Origin of the sequence: Candidatus Pelagibacter sp. (genome assembly GCF_052049975.1) — a bacterium.
In the GTDB taxonomy this organism is placed as follows: Bacteria; Pseudomonadota; Alphaproteobacteria; order Pelagibacterales; family Pelagibacteraceae; genus Pelagibacter.
This window is the reverse complement of record NZ_JBNGYZ010000002.1, coordinates 220,139-238,625: the sequence shown is the minus strand read 5'-3', so window position 1 is coordinate 238,625 and position 18,487 is coordinate 220,139. Positions and strand designations below refer to the sequence as shown.

General features: G+C 29.1%; 15 protein-coding genes and 3 tRNA genes. 16 read left to right on the top strand and 2 right to left on the bottom strand.

The genetic code is table 11. The annotated features are described in order from the left end of the window. Window positions 1-67 precede the first annotated feature (67 nt). The 7 genes from ACTT9U_RS05025 to ACTT9U_RS04995 all read left to right on the top strand — a co-directional run bounded on the left by ACTT9U_RS05025 (window position 68) and on the right by ACTT9U_RS04995 (window position 6,434). Entirely contained in the window at window positions 68-1,228 is a 1,161-nt protein-coding gene (locus ACTT9U_RS05025) for a TrkH family potassium uptake protein (protein WP_440932080.1), read from the top strand. A gap of 28 nt (window positions 1,229-1,256) precedes the next feature. Further along, window positions 1,257-1,333, top strand: a tRNA-Arg gene (locus ACTT9U_RS05020). A 123-nt stretch (window positions 1,334-1,456) separates the two neighbouring features. After that, a complete protein-coding gene (locus tag ACTT9U_RS05015) occupies window positions 1,457-2,497 on the top strand; it encodes an amino acid ABC transporter substrate-binding protein (RefSeq protein ID WP_440909475.1) in 1,041 nt (346 codons plus the stop codon). 64 nt (window positions 2,498-2,561) lie between these two features. After that, a complete protein-coding gene (locus ACTT9U_RS05010) occupies window positions 2,562-3,713 on the top strand; it encodes an amino acid ABC transporter permease (protein WP_440932079.1) in 1,152 nt (383 codons plus the stop codon). A gap of 3 nt (window positions 3,714-3,716) precedes the next feature. Beyond that, the gene (locus ACTT9U_RS05005; RefSeq protein ID WP_440932078.1) at window positions 3,717-5,159 is read left to right on the top strand and encodes an amino acid ABC transporter permease; all 1,443 of its coding nucleotides are present in this window, start codon (window positions 3,717-3,719) and stop codon (window positions 5,157-5,159) included. Window positions 5,160-5,162: 3 nt separating this feature from the next. After that, window positions 5,163-5,897: an amino acid ABC transporter ATP-binding protein gene (locus tag ACTT9U_RS05000; RefSeq protein ID WP_440932077.1), complete on the top strand. Its 735-nt coding sequence runs from the start codon at window positions 5,163-5,165 to the stop codon at window positions 5,895-5,897. 165 nt (window positions 5,898-6,062) lie between these two features. After that, the gene (locus ACTT9U_RS04995) at window positions 6,063-6,434 is read left to right on the top strand and encodes a helix-turn-helix domain-containing protein (protein ID WP_440932076.1); all 372 of its coding nucleotides are present in this window, start codon (window positions 6,063-6,065) and stop codon (window positions 6,432-6,434) included. A gap of 4 nt (window positions 6,435-6,438) precedes the next feature. Here the strand turns inward: ACTT9U_RS04995 and ACTT9U_RS04990 are convergent. Both ACTT9U_RS04990 and ACTT9U_RS04985 read right to left on the bottom strand, forming a co-directional pair. After that, window positions 6,439-6,514 (bottom strand) — tRNA-Asn (locus ACTT9U_RS04990). A gap of 53 nt (window positions 6,515-6,567) precedes the next feature. Next, window positions 6,568-6,641 (bottom strand) — tRNA-Cys (locus ACTT9U_RS04985). Between the two features lie 120 nt (window positions 6,642-6,761). Between ACTT9U_RS04985 and ACTT9U_RS04980 the strand changes: the two genes are divergently transcribed. The 9 genes from ACTT9U_RS04980 (at window position 6,762) to pstB (ending at window position 18,487) form a co-directional block, all read left to right on the top strand. Further along, complete coding sequence (locus ACTT9U_RS04980; RefSeq protein ID WP_440932075.1) at window positions 6,762-9,389, top strand: valine--tRNA ligase; 2,628 nt, start codon at window positions 6,762-6,764, stop codon at window positions 9,387-9,389. Further along, window positions 9,389-11,107, top strand: a complete 1,719-nt coding sequence (gene ilvD / locus ACTT9U_RS04975; protein WP_440909481.1) for a dihydroxy-acid dehydratase — start codon at window positions 9,389-9,391, stop codon at window positions 11,105-11,107. Before ACTT9U_RS04980 ends, ilvD begins: the two co-directional genes overlap by 1 nt. Next, window positions 11,107-12,312: a sugar phosphate nucleotidyltransferase gene (locus ACTT9U_RS04970; protein WP_440932074.1), complete on the top strand. Its 1,206-nt coding sequence runs from the start codon at window positions 11,107-11,109 to the stop codon at window positions 12,310-12,312. Before ilvD ends, ACTT9U_RS04970 begins: the two co-directional genes overlap by 1 nt. Next, the gene (locus tag ACTT9U_RS04965; RefSeq protein WP_440932073.1) at window positions 12,309-12,641 is read left to right on the top strand and encodes a diacylglycerol kinase; all 333 of its coding nucleotides are present in this window, start codon (window positions 12,309-12,311) and stop codon (window positions 12,639-12,641) included. Before ACTT9U_RS04970 ends, ACTT9U_RS04965 begins: the two co-directional genes overlap by 4 nt. Before the next feature lie 30 nt (window positions 12,642-12,671). Continuing rightward, a complete protein-coding gene (locus tag ACTT9U_RS04960; protein ID WP_440932072.1) occupies window positions 12,672-13,829 on the top strand; it encodes an ATP-binding protein in 1,158 nt (385 codons plus the stop codon). A 106-nt stretch (window positions 13,830-13,935) separates the two neighbouring features. Next, entirely contained in the window at window positions 13,936-14,955 is a 1,020-nt protein-coding gene (locus ACTT9U_RS04955; protein WP_440932071.1) for a substrate-binding domain-containing protein, read from the top strand. A 111-nt stretch (window positions 14,956-15,066) separates the two neighbouring features. Further along, on the top strand, window positions 15,067-16,470 hold the full coding sequence (pstC, locus tag ACTT9U_RS04950; RefSeq protein ID WP_440932070.1) for a phosphate ABC transporter permease subunit PstC: 1,404 nt from the start codon (window positions 15,067-15,069) through the stop codon (window positions 16,468-16,470). Continuing rightward, a complete protein-coding gene (gene pstA, locus ACTT9U_RS04945; RefSeq protein WP_440932069.1) occupies window positions 16,463-17,725 on the top strand; it encodes a phosphate ABC transporter permease PstA in 1,263 nt (420 codons plus the stop codon). Before pstC ends, pstA begins: the two co-directional genes overlap by 8 nt. After that, window positions 17,726-18,487, top strand: a complete 762-nt coding sequence (gene pstB / locus ACTT9U_RS04940) for a phosphate ABC transporter ATP-binding protein PstB (protein ID WP_440909487.1) — start codon at window positions 17,726-17,728, stop codon at window positions 18,485-18,487. It abuts the gene before it with no gap.

Sequence of the window (18,487 nt, the reverse complement as noted above, 5' to 3'; positions counted from 1 at the left end):
TTTAAAACCAAATATATTTGAAAAAATTTTAACTATTTTATTAGGATATTTTTTAATTCCTCTAGTAATGGCAATTCCATTTTATTTTAGTATTTATAATATCACTTTTATAAATTCATTATTCGAAAGTACATCAGGTTTTACCTCAACTGGATTTTCCATATTCGAAAACATTAAACATATTGACCAAAGTTTAATTTTATGGCGCTCTTCTATTCAATGGATCGGTGGATTATATTTTTTGTTTTCTATTATATTTTTAATTGATATTTATGACGAGAGTTTAAAAAAATCTTTAACAAATTTTTTTACATTTAATAGTTCTGAAATTATAAAACAAACAAGTAAAATATTTATATTATATACTTTTTTAACTATCTTTATATTTATAGTATTAAATTTATTAGATGTAAGAACATTTAATTCTTTTAATCTTTCAATGACCATTATTTCTTCAGGAGGCTTTTTACCTGTAAATGATATTTCAAATATAGTTAATTCAGATATTCAAAAATTTGTATTTTCTTTATTAATGCTAATTTCCTATTTTAGTATTTTTTTCATTTATAATTTGGTTTTTTTTAAAAATAGAAATAAAGATTTTTTTTATGAAGATTATCACTTAGGATTTTATTTAATAATAATCCTTTCGATTTTTTTCATATTTTTTAGTTTTAATAATAATTTTGTTGATATTTTCTTTTCTGTATCTAGCAGTATATCTAATATTGGTATTTCAACTAGTTCATATCAAACTCATTTAAGTTTTATTTTTTTAATATTAGTTGTTGTTGGTGGTTCATTTTTTTCTACAAGTTCTGGCTTGAGGTTTATAAGAATTTACACGTTGTTAAAATTTTCTTTAAATCAAATGCTCTCATTTAGCAAACCCAGAAATATTTTTATGAGTAAGTTGGCATTTTCTAAAATTAATTTTGATTTTGAAGTAATAAATAAATATTTTTTATCAATTTTAATTTTTATTATATCTTTTTTTTCATTAACTATTTTACTTAGTTTCTTTAATATTGATTTTGAAAAGAGCTTAAAATTAGCAATATTAACTTTAATGAATACGGTTAATTCAACTTCTTTTGGTTTAGATGAGTTTAATTTTAATGAACTTCATGTATTTATTAAATATAGCTTTATTTTCTTTATGGTAATTGGCAGAATAGAATTATTAACAATTTTCTTAATATTGAAAAAATATCTTTTTAAAAATTAATTTTGTAATATAAATACTTATATATTTTGCGCCCTTAGCTCAGCTGGATAGAGCATCGGTTTTCTAAACCGAGGGTCGTAGGTTCGAATCCTTCAGGGCGCGCCAGCAAAAAACACCATATATTGTGTCTATTTTGACCTTGCGCAAATTATTGTAACATGATTAAATTCGCGCCAATTCAAATTAGGTTTGAATTATTTGTTAACAAATAACTAAAAAGGAAGAATAATGTTTAAATACTTAAAACAATTGACTTCTTTAGTAGCAATGGTTGCTGTGTTGTTTACTTTTACAACAGAGTCTATGGCTGCTAAAAAATCTAAAACTCTTAAAAACACTCAAAAGAAAGGTTTTGTAAGATGTGGAGTATCTCAAGGTCTTCCAGGATTTTCTAATGCTGATGCATCAGGAAATTGGACTGGTGTTGACGTTGATGTATGTAGAGCAGTAGCTGCAGCAGTATTAGGTGATGCGAATAAAGTTAAATTCACACCATTAAGTGCTAAAGAAAGATTTACAGCTCTAACTTCTGGTGAGATTGATATCTTATCAAGAAACACTACTTGGACACTTTCTAGAGACGCTGACATTGGTCTTACTTTCGTAGGTGTAAACTTCTACGACGGTCAAGGTTTCATGGTTAGAAAAAGCTCAGGAATTACTTCAACAAGCCAATTCAAAAATGGTATCTCTGCTTGTACAAACATTGGTACTACTACAGAGCTAAACATGAGAGACTTCTTTAATTCAAAAGGAATTTCTTATGAGCCAGTAGCTTTTGAAAAAGCTGATGAAGTTGTTGCTGCATATGATGCAGGTAGATGTGATACTTACACTACTGATAAATCTGGATTAGCTGCTCAAAGAACTAAAATGAGTAACCCAGATGAACACATTGTATTACCAGAAACAATTTCTAAAGAGCCATTAGGTCCAGTTGTAAGACAAGGTGACGCTGTGTGGGAAGACATTGTAAGATGGTCTTTAAACACAATGATCGAAGCTGAGGAATACGGAATTACTTCAGCAAATGCAGACTCTATGAAAACTTCAGAAAACCCAGCAATCAAAAGATTAGTTGGTGCTGAAGGTGAATTAGGTGCTGCTTTTGGTCTAGACAACGAGTGGAGCTTAAGAATTATTAAGCAAGTTGGTAACTATGGTGAAAGCTACAAAAGAAATATAGCTGACACAGGAATTTTACCTGACAGAGGTCCTAACCAATTATGGACTAAAGGTGGAATTCTTTATGTACCACCTGCAAGATAATTGCACATTAAATTAGTTTAAAAAGGGCTAGATTTTTCTAGCCCTTTTTTTTATAAATCACGTAATGAATTTTAAGATAAAAAACTTAATCCCCCAGATAATTACACTTCTATTTGTAATCGCAATTTTTGGCTTCTTTTCTTACAACGCTCAAGTCAATATGGAGAATAGAGGTATCGATTTTGGTTATGGTTTTTTGTCTCAAGAATCTTCTTTTGATGTTCAATTCTCATTAATTGAATACGATGGATCTCACTCATATTTTAGAGCTTATTTAGTTGGACTACTAAATACAATATTAGTTTCAGTTATAGGGATTATTTTTGCAACTATTTTGGGTGTGATAGTTGGTGTAGCAAGATTATCTCCAAATTATTTAATTAATAACTTTGCAGCTTTCTATGTAGAATTTTTCAGAAACATCCCTTTATTACTACAAATATTTTTCTGGTATTTTGCAGCATTAAGAGCCTTACCTTTACCTCAAGATGCAGAAGCAATATTTGGAGTTTTCTTTCTTACAATAAAAGGATTATATGTACCTGCTTTTTTATGGGAGAATTTTAATGTATTTTTTTATTCAATAGTTGCAGCAATAGTTGCAATTATTGTTATTAAAACTCATGCTAAAAAAATTCAAGAAACACAAGGCAGACAATTACCAGTATTGTGGATATCAATTGGTTTAATTTTAATCTTACCATTATTAAGTTTTTTAATTGGAGGAGTAAGTCTTTCTTTTGAAATTCCAAAACTAAAACAACTAGCTACAACTTCATTTATTTACGAAGGTGGTGTAAGTTTACCTCCAGAATTAATTGCTCTAACATTGTCATTATCTCTTTACACAGCTACATTTATCGCTGAATGTGTAAGAGCAGGTATTCAAGGTGTAGGAAAAGGCCAAAAAGAAGCTGCAGCATCTATTGGTTTAACACCTAATCAAGTTTTAAAATTAGTTGTAATGCCACAAGCATTAAGAATTATAATTCCACCGACAACAAATCAATATTTAAATTTAACTAAAAATTCATCTTTAGCAGCAGCAATAGCATATCCTGATTTAGTTTTGGTATTTGCAGGAACTGCATTGATGCAAACAGGTAAAGCGATTGAGATAGTTTCAATTACAATGTTAACTTATTTAAGTTTAAGTATTTCAATCTCAATATTAATGAATTGGTACAATAAAAAAATTGCTATTAAGGAAAAATAATTAATGTCAAAAATAAACTTTATGAGACCTGATAAAGAAAACTTGAATACATTTTTGTATTTAGGGTCGGCATTATTTTGTATTAGTGTTTTAGATGTTTTTTTAAACGCATTTTTTGCTTCAAATATAACTGGATTTTTACCTACAACATTAAGTTTTTTATTCCCACTTGTTATTGGTTTTGTTGGTTTGTATTTTATTAGAATTGAAAATAGTGGAATTAAATATTTGGATTTAATAAATAAGAATATTAACACTTCAAATTTCAATGCAATTTTATCTTTATTAATTATTTTTATAATTATTAAATCAACTCCACCTATTTTTAGTTGGTTTATAGCAGATGCAAGTTTTGCTGGAGATAGTAAAGATGTTTGCTCAGGAACAGGTGCTTGTTGGACTTATATTAAAGTCTGGTTTAGAAGATTTTTGTATGGAATGTATCCAAATGCTGAACAATGGAGAATAAATTTATCATTTATAGCTTTAGCTTTACTTGGTTCTGTTGGATATTTTGCAACAGAAAAATTTAAGAAATATCTAACGTTATATTATGTTGTAATTTATCCATTTATTGCTTTTTTATTTATCTTTTTCTTTATTTCTGGTGGGCCTGTATTTTTTGATTTTTCTTATGGAATAATTGCTGCAATAATTTCAATAATAGTTGGTTTCTTTATTCCAAGTAAATATAAATTCTATTATTTCTTATTAGTTCCAATATCGCTTTATATACTTTTAAAATATTTCATATTTTACGAAGAATTAATTGAACTTGGAAAACTAGATGGTTTAAATTGGGTTGAGACAGGTGCGTGGGGAGGTTTGTCTTTGACTTTTATTATATCATTTTTCTGTCTAATTTTCTGTTTTCCAATTGGAATGGCTTTTGCTTTAGGTAGAAGATCGAGTTTTCCAATTATTAGATATATTTCTGTGGGGTTTATTGAATTCTGGAGAGGTGTTCCGTTAATTACTGTTTTGTTTATGTCAGCAGTAATGTTTCCTATGTTTTTACCAGAGGATTTCTTTATTGATAAATTAGTTAGAGCAATTATTGCTATCTCTTTATTTGAAGCTGCTTATGTAGCAGAAGTAATTAGAGGAGGTTTGCAAGCTTTACCAAGAGGTCAATACGAAGCTGCTAAATCATTGGGTATGGGATATTGGAAAATGCATATTTTTGTGATTTTGCCACAAGCATTAAAATTAGTTATTCCAGGAATAGCCAACACTTTCTTAGCATTAGTCAAAGACACACCTTTAATTTTTGTAGTTGGTCTTTTAGAAATTGTTGGAATGCTTAATTTAGCAAAAACTAATCCAGAATGGTTAGGTTTTGCAATGGAAGGCTATGTATTTGCTGCAATAATTTTCTGGATTATTTGTTATGCAATGAGTAAATATAGTTACAATTTAGAGAAAAAATATAAAACAGAGAGATAATTTATGTCAGATAGTATAATTCAAATTAAAAATGTAAATAAATGGTTTGGAGACTTTCAAGTATTAAAAGACATAAATTTAGAAGTTAAACCAAAACAAAAGATTGTAGTTTGTGGACCATCTGGATCAGGTAAATCAACATTAATTAGATGTATTAATAGATTAGAAGAACACCAAGAGGGCGATATTATAGTTGATGGCACAACTTTAACTGAAGATACGAAAAATATTGAACAAATAAGAGCTGAAGTCGGAATGGTATTTCAACAATTTAATTTATTTCCACACTTATCAATTTTAGATAACTGCACATTAGCTCCAATTTGGGTAAAAAAATTACCAAAAAAAGAAGCAGAAGAAATAGCTTTAAAACACCTGGAAAGAGTGCAAATTTTGGATCAAGCACAGAAATATCCTGGCCAATTATCTGGAGGTCAACAACAAAGGGTAGCTATAGCAAGAGCATTATGCATGAAACCTAAAATCATGTTATTTGATGAACCTACATCTGCATTAGATCCAGAAATGATTAAGGAAGTTTTGGATGTAATGGTTGACTTAGCTAATGAAGGAATGACTATGATAGTAGTTACTCATGAAATGGGTTTTGCTAAAGAAGTTGCAGATCAAATGATATTTATGGATGAAGGTATGGTAGTCGAAAAAGCGGAAACAAAAGAATTTTTTGCTAACCCTAAGAGTGATAGAACTAAGCTTTTCTTAAGTCAGATACTTTAATAAGCGTCAAAATATACAGTCTTTTTTTTTAAATTTTATACAACTTAAACTTGACAAAAAACCCTTCTATTCATTTTTTCTATATAAAAAAAAAAATTTAATTGTTGCACTAGATTGAAAAAACAGATTGAATTAATATTATAAAAAAAATTAAGAGGGGTCTTAATGGAAGATAATTTTAACAAGCATTTAGGTAACAAATTAAAACTTAGAAGATTAGCTCTAGGTCTAACTCAAACAAAAGTTGCAAAAGCTATAAACGTAACTTTCCAACAAATACAAAAATATGAAAAAGGTACAAATGGAGTTAGCTCTATAAGACTACTTCAGCTATCCAACTACTTAAAAGTGCCAATAAATTATTTTTTTGAAGATTTTTCAGAATATCTTGTGAATTTAGAAAAATCACAAGAAGGTCATATGAATGTTAATTACAATTTTTTAGCAAAAGTATATTCAGAATTGACGCCTGATCAAAAGAATAAGTTTAATAAAACTCTTCAGGTTAATAATCCAGGAATTTTAAAGGCTGTTTAGTTTTTGGCTCCTCGGGCAGGACTCGAACCTGCGACCAATTGATTAACAGTCAACTGCTCTACCAACTGAGCTACCGAGGAATGTAAAAACCCCAACTTACTTTTTTTTTTAATTAAAACAAGAACATTTTTAATGGAGGCAACGCCCGGAATCGAACCGGGGTACAAGGATTTGCAATCCTCTGCGTAACCATTCCGCCACGTTGCCACTTGATACTCAAAATAAGTTACATTGGCTTTATAATTAAATTAAATCAATAGTCTATTAAATAACGATTTAATTTGATTATTGTTAATTTGAATTATTAAATTATAAACTAATTCTCTCATGAGTAGTGATAAATATATACATTCTGATGTCGAAGATAGAATTTATTCTTATTGGGAAAAAAATGGTTTATTTAAACCTAAGCAGAATTCGCAACAATATTCTATAGTCATTCCACCACCCAATGTAACTGGAAGTTTGCATATGGGTCACGCTTTAAACAATTCTATTCAAGATTTACTAGTTAGATATTACCGAATGAATAACTACGAAACTTTATGGCAACCAGGTACTGACCATGCTGGTATAGCCACACAAGCATTAGTGGAGAGAAAATTAGAAAAAGAAAATATAAATAAAAATGATATTGGAAGAGAAAAATTTATTGAAAAAGTTTGGGAATGGAAAAATCAATATGGTGACATTATAATAAACCAACTAAAAAAATTAGGTTGTTCATGTGATTGGAGTAGAAATGCTTTCACAATGGATGAAAATCTCTCAAAATCAGTAATCAAAGTTTTTGTTGATCTTCATAAAAAGGGATTAATTTATAAAGCCAAGAAATTGGTAAATTGGGATACAGTCCTTAAAACTGCAATTTCAGATTTAGAAGTTGATCAAAGAGAAATGAATTCCTTGATTTATTACATCAAATATCCAGTAGACAGTTCTGATCAATTTATCACTATTGCAACAACTAGACCTGAAACAATGTTAGGAGACACCGCAATTGCAGTAAACCCAACTGATAAAAGATTTAAATCATTTGTTGGCAAAACTGTAACAATTCCAATTGTAGAAAGAAAAATTAAGATTATTGAAGACGATTATGCTGATCCTGAACAGGGAACAGGTGCTTTGAAAATTACACCTGCGCATGACTTTAATGACTATGATGTAGGCTCTAGGAATAATTTAGAGATTATTAATGTATTTACTGAAGAGGGAAAAATTAATGAAAATGCCCCTCAAGAATATGTTGGACTGAATAGATTTGATGCAAGAAAGAAAATTTTAAAAGAATTAAAAGAAAAAGATTTTTTTGTAAAAGAAGAAAACATTAAAAATAAAGTTCCATACGGAGATAGATCTAACTCTGTTATTGAACCTTATCTAACTGATCAGTGGTTTGTTGATGCAGAAAAATTAGCGATTAAAGCTAAAGAGATAGTTAATAATAAAAAAACAAATTTTTTTCCAGAAAATTGGTCGAAGACATATTTTCAATGGATGAATAATATTGAGCCTTGGTGTATTTCAAGACAACTTTGGTGGGGTCATCAAATACCTGCTTGGTATGGTCCAGATGAAAAAATCTTTGTTGCTGAAAATGAAGATGATGCAAAAAAACAAGCCAAAGAATTTTACAAAAAGGATGTTGAATTGAATAGAGATCCTGATGTTTTAGATACTTGGTTCTCATCAGGTCTATGGCCTTTTGCAACTTTAGGATGGCCTGAAAAAACAGAAGAGTTAAATAAATTTTATCCAACAACAGTTCTTGTAACTGGTTTTGATATTATCTTTTTCTGGGTAGCTAGAATGATGATGTTTGGAATGGAATTCTTAAATAAAGAACCATTTAAAGATATTTATGTTCATGCATTAGTTAGAGATGAAAAAGGACAAAAAATGTCAAAGTCAAAAGGAAATGTTATTGATCCTTTAGATTTGATAAATCAATATAGTGCTGATGCATTAAGATTTACATTATTATCAATGGCATCACCAGGTACAGATGTAAAATTATCTGAAGACAGAGTTAAGGGTTATAGAAACTTTTTAAATAAATTATGGAATGCTAATAACTTTTTAATAACTAATAAGTGTGATTTTTCATCAACAAATGAAGTACCTGAATTGTCTTTAAATATTAATAAATGGATCTATTCAGAATTAATACAAACTAAAAATACTATTGAAAAAAACCTTAAAGATTATCGTTTTGATGAGGCAGCAAAAAATGCATATAAATTTGCATGGAATTCATATTGTGATTGGTACCTAGAACTGTCAAAAACAATACTATTTTCAGATAAAGCAGAAGATATTAATGAAGTTAAGAAAGTATCTTCTTATATTTTTAAACAGATTTTAGTGATACTCCATCCATTTATTCCATTTGTAACAGAAGAAATATGGTTAAAAAATAAATTTGATAATTCAGGTAAAGATTTTTTAATGCATCATAACTGGCCATCTGGTGAGATAAAAATTGATAAATCTCAAAAAGATGTAGAAAAAATTATTGATATAATTTCTGAACTTAGATCATTTAAAAATGAATTAAATGTAAGCCCTGGATCTTTTACAACAATATCAATTAGTAATTTATCTAAAGAAACTAAGAAATTTGTAAATGATAATGGTACTGTTTTGAAAAAACTTGGAAGAGTTAATGAATTTTTAGAAGATGATCAAAATAAGTCATCTGGATCAATGGTAATATCTGGTGAAATTTATAAGGTTTATTTCGATGAAAATGTAAACTTAACTTTGATAAAAGAAAATTTAGTAAAAAAACAAAGCAAATTAAAAGAAGAAGCTGATAAAATATCAAAAAGATTGTCCAATAAAGGTTTCGTTGATAGAGCCCCAAAAGATATTGTTGAACAAGAAAAATCTAATTATAATAATTTAGAAAATGATATAAAAAAATTATCACTAACCATTGAAAGCTTATAATGAAAAAATTTAATAAAAAGAAACTACCAAGTAGACATACATCAATAGGTCCAGATAGAGCCCCTCATAGATCATTCTATTATGCTATGGGTGAAACTGAAAAGGATGTATCAAAACCATTTGTAGGTGTTGTATCTACTTGGAATGAGGCTGCACCTTGCAATATTGCTTTAATGAGACAAGCTCAATCTGTTAAAAAAGGTGTTAGAGCTTCTGGTGGTACTCCAAGAGAATTTTGTACAATTACTGTTACAGATGGTATTGCAATGGGACATGAAGGAATGAAATCTTCATTAATCTCAAGAGAAGTTATAGCTGACTCTGCTGAATTAACTGTAAGAGGGCATTGTTATGATGCTTTAGTTGGAATTGCTGGTTGTGATAAATCTTTACCAGGCTTAATGATGTCGATGGTTAGACTTAATGTGCCAAGTGTATTTATTTATGGTGGATCAATTCTCCCAGGAAGATACAAAGGAAAAGATGTGACTGTAGTTGATGTATTTGAAGCTGTTGGAAAACATTCTTCAGGACAAATGTCAGCAGCAGAGCTTAGAAAATTAGAACTTGTTGCTTGTCCAAGCGCTGGTGCTTGTGGTGGGCAATTTACTGCTAACACTATGGCATGTGTTTCAGAAGCCATTGGTTTAGCTCTTCCTTATTCAGCAGGAACTCCAGCTCCTTACGAAGAAAGAGATAAATACGCAAAAGAAAGTGGAAAACAAGTAATGAACTTGTTGGCTAAAGGAATTAAGCCAAGAGATATTGTAACAAGAAAAGCTTTAGAAAATGCAGCAACAATTGTGGCTGCAACTGGTGGTTCAACTAATGCAGCTTTACATTTACCTGCAATTGCAAATGAAGCTGGAATTAAATTTGATTTAATGGATGTTGCTAAAATTTTTAAAAGAACTCCTTATCTTGCAGATTTAAAACCAGGCGGAAAATATGTTGCAAAAGATATGTGGTTAGCAGGTGGTGTTCCAATGTTATTAAAAACTCTTTATGATGGCGGATATATTCATGGTGACTGTATGACAGTTACAGGCAAAACTATGAAAGAGAATTTAAGAAATATTAAATTTAATCCAAAACAAAAAGTTTTAAGAGCTTACAATAATCCATTATCACCAGATGGAGGTGTAGTTGGATTAAAAGGTAATTTAGCTCCTGAAGGTGGAATAGTTAAAATCGCTGGATTGAAAAAATTACAATTTACTGGAAGAGCAAGATGTTTTGATAATGAAGAAAGCGCAATGAAAGCAGTTCAAACAAGAAAATATAAAGATGGTGATGTAATTATTATTAGATACGAAGGACCAGTTGGTGGACCTGGTATGAGAGAGATGCTATCAACAACGGGTGCAATTTATGGTCAAGGTAAAGGAGAAAAGGTTGCTCTTATTACTGATGGACGATTTTCAGGTGCAACAAGAGGATTTTGTGTAGGTCACGTTGGACCAGAGGCAGCATTAGGTGGACCAATAGCATTGCTTAGAAATGGAGATATCATCGATATAGATGCTAAAAAAGGAACGATTAATGTTCGATTAACTAAAGCACAATTAGCTTCAAGAAGAAAAAAATGGAAAGCTAAAAAATCAGATTTTGGATCAGGAACTTTATGGAAATACGCACAAACTGTTGGACCTGCTTATTTAGGAGCTCCAACACATCCTGGTAAGAAAAAAGAGGTTAAAGAATACTCAAAAATTTAATGAAAATTCGTCCAGTAATTTTGTGTGGTGGAGCTGGAACTAGACTTTGGCCTAATTCTAAAAATCATCAGGCAAAACAATTCATTGATTTTGGTAATTGGACTTTATTAGGTAAAACCTTAGAGAGAGTTAAAGGATCAATTTTTGATGCTCCCATTATTAGCACTAATGCAAAATACCTTAAACAAGTTAAACAACACTTAAAAAGACATAAAATTAAAGAATATAGGATTGTTTTAGAGCCAGCTAAAAGAAATACAGCTCCAGCAATTTTAAGCACTGCCTTAATAAAAGATATTCCAAACGAACAAGCTTTAATGTTTTTTTCAGCAGATCACTTAATTGAAAAAGTAAGTATTTTTAATAGATCAATTTACAAGAACAAATCTAATTTAAACGATCAAAATATATTTATATTTGGAATTAAACCAACCTCACCATCAAGTGAATATGGTTATTTTTTAACAAAAAAAATTAAAGGAAATATCAATAAAGTAACAAAATTTATTGAAAAACCAAAAGAAGCAAAAGCAAAACAAGTAATTAAAAAGAAAGGTTATTGGAATTCAGGAATGTTCTTTTTAAGAAAAGACTCGATAATAAATAACTTTAAGAAATATCAACCTACCATTTATAGAAATTGTATTAAGGCTGTAGAAAAAGCTAAATATAAATCTAATACTTATTATCTCAATAAAGCTTCATTTATAAAAGCTACTGCAAAATCATTTGATTATGCAATCTTAGAAAAAACAAAACAAATCAATGCGATAAAATTGGATATTCCATGGTCAGATCTTGGAAGTTGGAAAGAAATATTAAAGATGTATGACAAAAATAAAAATAAATACATTAAGAAGAAAAATGTATTTTATAGACCTTGGGGCAGATATACTAATTTATTTGAGGGCAAAGAATTCTTGATCAAAGAGTTATTTGTAAAACCAAAAGGAATATTAAGTCTTCAAAAACATCACCATAGAGCTGAACACTGGCTAGTTACCCAAGGAAATCCAAAGATAACTTTAAATAAAGATAGTTTTATTAAAAAACCATTTGAACATATTTTTATTCCATTAGAGGCGATACATAGAATTCAAAATCCTGGAAAAAAACCAGTTAAGATAGTTGAAGCCCAAGTAGGATCTATTCTAAAGGAAACAGATATTGTCAGATATCAAGATGTCTATGGCAGAGTTAAATGATTAAGAAATTATTTAACAACTTTTTAAATTCATTAAATGGTTTAAAAATAGTTTTTAAAGAATATTCATTTATTTTAGAATTAATTCTAGGTATTTTTTTAATACCTTATATCTTTTTATCAAACATAGATTTTACACATAAGATTATTTTATTTGTTTTATATTTTTTATTATTAGCCTTTGAAATTTTGAACACTTCAATTGAAAAATTATGTGATAAAATAACTAAAGAACATGATTTAGATATTAAAAATATTAAAGATTTATCAAGTGCAGCTGTTTTTCTGACTTTATTAATTTTAGTTGTAACTTTTTTTATTACATTATAGTTTTTTGTTATTACTTATTAAGTTAGACAGATGGAATTACTAAATTTTATTTTACTAATCATTATAGCTTTATTGATTTTTTTTCTTTTAAAAAAAGAGAAAGTATTAGGTATTAATACAGAAGAAAAAAATAATAATGAAAAAATTAAGATAATTGAGAACAAAGAATATAGAGGAAGTATCTATGATTTATTAAATTATATTCCAGAAGGAGTAATTGTTGTAGACAAGAGTAAAAAAATTTTGTTTAGCAATAATTCAGCTACAAATTGGTTTCAGATAAAATTAAACGAAAATTTAAGTGGTTTTTTAAGAAACCCAGATTTGCTCAATTTTATAGATAAAGCCTTCAATGGCGAAAATTTATCAGATTTTGAGATAGAAATTCGAACACAATCAGTATCAAGACTTAATATCACTATATATTTAGATAAAAGAGACCTTTTCTTTGATGAAACTACATGTGTTTTATTTATCAGAGATCTAACTGAGTTTTATAAGTTTCAACAATTAAAATCTGACTTTGTTGCTAATGTTTCTCACGAACTAAGAACACCTTTGCAATCAATCAAAATGGGACTTGAAACATTTGAAAACAATTCAGAATTAAAAAATAATTCTGAGGTAAAAAATTTCCTTCCTGTAATGATATCTCAATCTGAAAGAATGGAAAATTTAATAAGAGATTTACTTTCTTTATCCAAAATTGAATTACAAGAACATATAAGACCCACTCATGAAATTGATCTAATAGAATTATTAGAATTTGTTATTAAGACTTACGAAAAGATTATCAAAAAAGATAATATTAGTATTGTTTTAAATAAAACAGATAATTTTAAGATTATAGGTGATAGAGATAAACTAATTGAAATATTTACGAACCTTATTGATAATTCAATTAAATATAGCGATAAAAATAAAACTATTACAATTTCTACTAAAAAAGAAGGTGAAACAAATATAGTATCTGTAGAAGATCAAGGCATAGGAATACCTAAAGAACTAATACATAGAGTCACTGAAAGATTTTTTACTGTTGATCCTAGCAAAAGTAGAAGTGTAGGAGGTACAGGACTAGGTTTGGCTATTGTTAAACATCTAGTTTCTCAACATAGAGCTGAAATGGATATAAATAGTGTGAAAAATGAAGGTACATCAATAAGTATTAAATTTAACGCTTTATAATTCAACTAAAAAGTTAGTCATTGTAACAAAACTTTAACCTTCCTTTAATAAATTATTTAAAATTAGAATTTAAATAGCTTCGTATATGAATCTTAAAAGGAGAATTATGAATAAATCAACAAGTATAATATTAAGTTGTCTTTTAGTGCTAAGTTTTACATCAATTAGTCACTCAAGAGACCAAATTAAAATTGTTGGCTCTTCAACTGTATATCCTTATGCAACAGTTGTAGCTGAAAAATTTGGTAAAGGCGGAAAGTTTAAAACTCCTGTTATTGAAAGTACAGGAACTGGCGGTGGAATGAAATTATTCTGCGCTGGTGTCGGTGTTAATCACCCTGATGTTACAAATGCATCTAGAGCAATTAAACCAAAAGAAAAAGCTTTATGTGAGAAGAATGGTGTTTCAGAAATTATCGAAATAGTTGTAGGAAACGATGGCATTTCTTTTGCTCATGCTGTGAATTCACCTGATGCTAACTTTACAAAAGAACAACTTTGGAGAGCTTTAGCTGCAAAAGTTGATGTAGATGGAAAATTAGTTGAAAATCCATATAAAAAATGGAGTGATATCGATGCCAGTCTTCCAAATAAGAAAATTGAGGTTTTAGTTGCACCACCTACTTCAGGCACAAGAGATGCTTGGAACTCCCTGGTTATGGTTAAAGGTTGTTCAAAAGAGGCTAAATCTTTATTTGGTGATAAAGCAAAAAAAGAATGTGCTAAAATCAGAGAAGACGGTTATGCAGTAGAAGCTGGTGAAAATGATACTTTAATAGTTCAAAAATTGACTTCAAATCCTGATGCTTATGGTTTCTTTGGTTATAGTTATCTAGTTGCAAACAAAGACAAAGTTAAAGCTGCTTCAATTGAAGGTGTTCAACCATCTCTAGAAGGTATCCAAGATTATTCATACCCGATTGCTAGACCATTGTTCTTTTACGTAAAAAAAGCTCATATTGGTGTAGTACCAGGTATCCAAGAATACCTTAAAGAATTTACATCAAAAAAAGCTATGAGTAACAGAGGTTATCTAGCTAAAATTGGTTTAGTTCCATTGGCTTCTGATAAATACGAAGTAACTAGAACTGCCGCGATTGATTTAAATATAATTAACATTAAGTAAAAATTAAATTTATCCACAAAAAAGGCCAGTATTTTACTGGCCTTTTTTTTTATTCAATTATTAAGTTAAATTGTAACAAAACTGTAACATTACACAGTTATCAGAAGCATAATGAATTCTGTTCTAATTTTCTTAATCATAATATTTTCATTATCATTATTTTTTTATGGAAAATCTAAAAGTAAGACTATTTCAATAAATAATAATATTAAATTAAATGCACTTCCAAAATTTTATGGTTATTACCTTGTATTATGGTGCTCCATTCCAGCATTAGTTTTTTTATTAGTTTGGTCATTATTTGAACCAGTAATAATTAAATCAATAATTATTGATACTGCTGCTAATCAAGGAGCAATTTTTAACGACAAAAACGAAGCAAATTTGATTTATGAAAAAATTAAAGCTATTCATTTAGGTACATATTTAGGTGACATAGATAGCATTCTCAAAGAAAGCGCATTGTCTTATGCAAAATTTATTAATTTATTTACAAATTCTAAGATAGTTCTAATTTTTGGAATTATCATTGCCTCTATAATTTATTCATTAAATAAAATTAAGAACAATAATAAAGCCAGAGACGATGTAGAACTTATATTAAAAGGTCTTCTATTTGCCTCTTCTTTAATTGCTATATTAACTACATTAGGAATTATATTTTCGCTTTTATTTGAAAGCATTAAGTTTTTTTCTGTAATAAATGTATTTGATTATTTGTTTGGAACTAATTGGAGTCCACAAAGGGCTTTTGTAAGAGATGCATCAGCAATAACAGAAACAGAGTATGCTGAATTAAAAGATGCATTTGGTTTTATACCTTTAATTGCAGGCACATCTTTCATAGCTTTCATTGCAATGCTTGTTGCTGTACCTATTGGATTGTTCTCAGGTATATATATGGCTGAATATGCTTCAATTAAAATTAGAAGAGTTTCAAAACCAATTATTGAAATTTTAGCAGGCATACCAACTGTTGTTTACGGTTTTTTTGCAGCTTTAACGGTTGGACCTTTTTTTAGACAAGTTGGAGAAAGTTTTGGATTATCTGTTTCATCTGAAAGTGCTCTTGCAGCTGGACTTATTATGGGAATTATGATCATTCCTTACGTATCATCTTTATCTGATGATGTAATTAATTCAGTACCTCAATCTTTACGTGATGGTTCTTATGCTATTGGTGCAACAAAATCAGAAACAATTAAAAAAGTTGTGATACCTGCGGCACTGCCAGGAATTATTGGATCAATTCTTTTAGCTGTATCTAGGGCAATTGGTGAAACTATGATTGTTGTAATGGCAGCAGGTTTAGCTGCTAACTTAACTATTAATCCATTGGAATCCACAACAACAATTACAACTCAAATTGTAATGATTTTAGTTGGCGACCAAGAATTTGATAGTCCAAAAACGCAATCAGCGTTTGCTCTTGGATTAACACTTTTTATTGCAACATTGATTTTAAATTACATAGCCCAAAGAGCTGTTAAAAAATACAGAGAAAAATATGACTAAAGAAGAAAGATTAAAAAAAAGACATAGTGCAGAAAAAAGATTCAGGTTCTATGGTATCGCTTCAATTTTTGTCGCATTACTGTTTGTTCTAATTTTAGTTCATAATATTTTTTCAAAAGGAAGTTCAGCTTTTATGAAAACAGCAATAAATGTTGAAGTATTTTTTGATCCTGAACTCATTGATATCCAAAATGGAGCATCCATAGATGAAATTATGCAGTCAGACTTTTTTGATATTACGATTGAAACACTATTAAAAACATACCCTGTAAATGATTTTGACCAAGAAAATGAATTAATTGATCTATTTACCACTGATGCAGAATTAGAAATCAAAAGAGCTTTGATAGATAATAATAATTTGATTGGAAAAAGAATTAATTTAGAAATAACAGCATCAGATGATATCGATCAATTACATAAAGGAAATTATCCAAGAGATTTACCAGAGGACAGAAGACGGATATCAAATTTTCAACTACAAATTTATGATACTTTAGTTGAAAATAAAAAGATCGTTAAAAACTTTAACAATTATTTTTTTAAAAATGGAGATTCAAGAGACCCAGAATTAGCTGGTATAGGAGGAGCTTTAGTTGGTTCATTTTACAGTATCATAATATGTTTATTATTAGCATTTCCTGTAGCAGTTTTAGCATCAATATATTTAGAAGAATTTGCTCCTAAAAATAAGATTACTGACTTTATTGAAATAAATATTAATAACTTAGCCGCTGTACCATCAATTGTTTATGGACTGCTAGCGCTTCAAATACTTTTAGCAACTATTCAACTACCAAGGTCCACTCCATTAGTTGCTGGAATTACTTTAGCTTTAATGACTTTACCAAGAATTATTATTCCATGTAGAGCATCTTTAAAAGCTGTTCCACCATCTATAAGAGAAGGTGCTTTAGCTGTTGGTGCATCTAAATTTCAGTCAGTTTTTCATCATGTTGTTCCTTTAGCTTTACCTGGAACGTTATCAGGAACTATTATTGGATTAGCACAAGCATTGGGAGAAACTGCACCATTAATATTAATTGGAATGGTTGCATTTGTTGTTGATATTCCTTCAACTCCAATTGATCCATCATCTTCTTTACCTGTACAAGTGTATTTATGGTCTGAATCAGCAGAAAGAGGGTTTGTTGAAAAAACATCTGCCACTATAATGATGTTATTAAGTTTTTTAATTGTAATGAATTTTTTAGCAGTATATTTAAGACAAAAATTTGAAAAGAGATGGAATTAAATGAGTGATATAAAAATTAAATCAAAAAATTTAAATGTTTTTTATGGAGAAAAACAAGCTCTATTTGATGTTAATTTAGATTTAAATGAAAAAGAAGTCACTGCATTAATTGGACCATCTGGCTGTGGTAAGTCTACTTTTATAAGATGTCTAAATAGAATGAATGATGTCATAGATATTTGTAAAGTTACTGGAAATATTGAAATAGATGGAATTGAAATCAATGATAAAAATTTAGATGTGGTATCTCTAAGAGAAAGAGTGGGTATGGTCTTTCAAAAACCAAATCCATTTCCAAAAAGTATTTATGATAATATTTCTTATGGCCCCAAAATTCATGGAAAAGGCGAAAGTAAAAGTGAACTTGATGAAATTGTAGAGAGTAGTTTAAAAAAAGCTGCTCTGTGGGAAGAAGTAAAAGATAGATTAGACGAACCAGGAACAGGTTTATCAGGTGGACAACAACAAAGATTATGTATTGCAAGAGCAATTTCTGTTAATCCAGAGGTTATCCTTATGGATGAGCCTTGTTCAGCTCTAGACCCAATAGCAACTGCAAAAATTGAGGAATTAATAGATGAGTTAAAAAAAACCTATACAATTGTAATTGTTACTCACTCAATGGCACAAGCAGTAAGAGTTTCTCAAAAAACTGGCTTTTTTCATCTAGGAAAATTGATTGAAGTAGGAAAAACAGAGAAAATTTTTAAAAATCCTGACAACAAAATGACACAAGATTATATTACAGGTAGGTTTGGATAA